Below are 2779 nucleotides of genomic sequence, written 5' to 3' on the forward strand. Positions count from 1 at the left end.
TTTTGATTTTGATTTTGATTTTGATTTTGATTTTGATTTTGATTTTGATTTTGATAATTTAAGAATAAGGCTACAAACAATGAATCTGAAAATAATTATTTTCGCAATGCTTGTTGTCGCTGGCTTAGTTTTTCCTCCAATATCTAAAGCAAAACAATTTGATGGAAACGAGCTTGTTAAGCTTGCCAATGATTACGATAGAAATCCAGGCAGCCATAATTCGGGGGAGTTCATGGGCTATGTGCTTGGCGTTTATGACGCCACTAAAGGGTTTGGATTTTTCTGCATTCCAAGCGGACGTGGCATAACGAAGGGTCAAATACTAGAAATTGTCAAAAAAGATCTTCGAGATCACCCCCAACTCTGGCATGAACCGGCATATACCTTCGTCATAGATAGCCTAATGGATCAATATCCATGCGAGAAAAAACCTAGTCGATAACCGCCCACGCCCAACGCGAATCGTCGAAGTCGTTGATGGACAATATGTCCGCCTACATTGCAGCCATTCGAAAACGGCGCGCCGGAATACAGAGCGCTTCCTTTGCCGAACATGGCCTGACCACTTGGTTGCGGCGGAAAAATGAGCCCTCCAACTTCTTGGCTGAAGAACTCTCAGTTACTCCTACGTACTTGTCCGCACAAACCATATAGAAAGGGAAATTCATGATAATTTGGGGCTCTGGTAGTGGAGGCGCTGACCTTGGTCAAGTCGAGGTAAGGCACTGCGCAACTTGTGAAAGAGATCGCCCATTCAAGCTATTCATTCAATACAGGTATGCCCATCTCTACTATCTTCGTTGGGTCACAGAAAAAAAATACCACTTGGCGTGTGATATTTGCCAGCGAGGCTGGGAACTTAAGGCTGCTGATGTTGAATCAATGCTCGAAAAGAACCCTATTCCGTTTATGACTCGGTTTGGCTGGGCGTTTTTGGTTGGTGGTGTTGCTCTAATCATTCTCTTTTTAAGTCTGAGCAAATGAGTTCTAACCTGGGGCTCAACTTCGCTCCCTTCGGTCGTTGGATGCTGCGCGATAAAGCCGCGCAGCGCCGGTTAGCTCTACGTTAGGCCTGCTAGAGTTGATGCCCGCTACTCAGACCTACCTAGAACCGACGCAAGAATCCGGCCGCGCATTTTTCACTCGCGGCATTTCCGGCAGTGTCGTGATGCTCAACCTGCTGCGGTTTCGCCCCGTCGCGGATTACTCGGCCACTCCAGAGCTTGCCCCGACATCACCCATAACGGGAGAGGCCGCTTATCGCCTTTACATGGAGCACACACTCCCGCACCTGACCAAATCCGGCGGCGAGGTTCTATTCTTTGGACACGGCGGCGGGTTTCTGATTGGCCCCAGCGAAGAGCGTTGGGACGCCGCCATGCTTGTACGCCAGGCCAGTGTCGCCTCCTTTCTGGAATTCGCGTCCAACCAAGACTACCTTTCCGGCATCGGCCATCGTCTCGCGGCACTGGAAGATTCGCGCCTGCTTCCGCTAGTCGAGGAAACCTGAATCGTGACAACCCATGGTCGAATCCCACTGTACGCCGCCTTGCTGTTGCTGGTGGCTGCATCTTCGCTGTTCGCCATCTTGTCCGGTGCGGATTACCTGAGCGCCATGCTTCCCGGCGGGCTGCCGCTGGGTAACGTGTTGGCTGCGCTGGTGTTCTTGGGCATGTCCGGCGCCGGCTATCTGCTGGCCAAGGAGCGCAGGGTGCTGGGCCGGATTGCCGCCATCGTGTTGGCGGGCTCGGTGCTGTGGTTGCCGGTATCGGTCGCGCTGGCCCGCAACGCCTCGCTTAACTTTGCGGGCTGGAACGGTACGCTCTGGTTCCTGTTCACGGTCGGCCTGTTTTTCGCCGCGCTGGGCGTGCTGCTATTCGCCGCGGGCACCGCCGTGCGGTCCGCGCGAAAGGCCAAGAACGCGGCCGAGTGACGGCCGATCCGTTTCCGGCTAAATTGGGCAAGCCCGCATAACCATAAGCCAGACAGCGCATTCCTCATGCCAGACATCGACTTCAGCAAAGACGAAAAAGCGGCCCTTGTCCGAAAAATACAGCTTTACTTCAATGAAGAGCTCGGACAGCAAATCGGCCAGTTCGACGCCGAATTCCTGATCGACTTCGTTTCCCGGGAGCTGGGCGCGTATTACTACAACCGCGGCCTGCAAGACGCCCAAGCGACGTTGGCGGCCAAGCTGGATGACGTTCAGGACGCCATCTATCAGCTTGAGCTGCCCACGGAATTCAGGAAATAAGCCGGTTACATCAAGTATCCAACCCACTTTGGACGGGTTTTCTGCTTAAATTGCATCCAGAAGCCACGCGTAAACCCACCATACCGAGGGCAACCCCATGTTCGCCAGCGCCAACAAGCTCCTGATGCACAACCGCGTATTCGCCTGGCTGGCCGTGGTCACCGGCGCGCTGTTGCTGATTCCGCTGATCGCCATGCAATTCACCGCCGAGGTGAACTGGGACGCCACCGACTTCATCGTGATGGGCGCACTGATCTTCGGCGCCGGCAGCCTGTTCGTGCTGATCGCCCGCCAGGTGCGGGAGAAACACCGCCTGCTGGTGGCCCTGCTGGTGGCGGCGGCGTTCCTGTATGTCTGGGCCGAACTGGCCGTCGGCATCTTCACCGACTGGGGCAGCTGAGCCCGGCCGGGCAAGCGCGATGCCGCGTTATCTGGCGCTACTGCTGGCGTATGTCTGCCTGGCGCTGGCCTTCATCGGCGTGGCGCTGCCGGGCCTGCCCACGGTGCCGTTCCTGCTGTTGGCGG

6 protein-coding genes are annotated in these 2779 nt (G+C 55.1%); all 6 read left to right on the top strand.

Going from position 1 to position 2779, the window contains the following annotated elements; genetic code table 11:
• On the top strand, positions 1–442 hold a 442-nt coding region (locus ACE3QM_RS22560; RefSeq protein ID WP_374425045.1), incomplete at its 5' end, for a Rap1a/Tai family immunity protein.
• Positions 443–666: 224 nt separating this feature from the next.
• Positions 667–984 carry a hypothetical protein gene (locus tag ACE3QM_RS22565; RefSeq protein ID WP_374425047.1) on the top strand — a complete coding sequence of 106 codons (318 nt, stop codon included), beginning with the start codon at positions 667–669 and terminating at the stop codon, positions 982–984.
• Positions 985–1168: 184 nt separating this feature from the next.
• Entirely contained in the window at positions 1169–1510 is a 342-nt protein-coding gene (locus ACE3QM_RS22570; protein WP_374425049.1) for a hypothetical protein, read from the top strand.
• 3 nt (positions 1511–1513) lie between these two features.
• The gene (locus ACE3QM_RS22575) at positions 1514–1933 is read left to right on the top strand and encodes a hypothetical protein (RefSeq protein ID WP_374425051.1); all 420 of its coding nucleotides are present in this window, start codon (positions 1514–1516) and stop codon (positions 1931–1933) included.
• Between the two features lie 66 nt (positions 1934–1999).
• Positions 2000–2254, top strand: coding sequence for a DUF2164 domain-containing protein (locus ACE3QM_RS22580; RefSeq protein WP_374425053.1), 255 nt, complete (start codon positions 2000–2002; stop codon positions 2252–2254).
• Positions 2255–2351: 97 nt separating this feature from the next.
• Positions 2352–2654: a hypothetical protein gene (locus tag ACE3QM_RS22585; protein WP_374425055.1), complete on the top strand. Its 303-nt coding sequence runs from the start codon at positions 2352–2354 to the stop codon at positions 2652–2654.
• Positions 2655–2779 lie beyond the last annotated feature (125 nt).

It is taken from the genome of Chromobacterium sp. (assembly GCF_041912965.1).
In the GTDB taxonomy this organism is placed as follows: domain Bacteria; phylum Pseudomonadota; class Gammaproteobacteria; order Burkholderiales; family Chromobacteriaceae; genus Chromobacterium; species Chromobacterium aquaticum.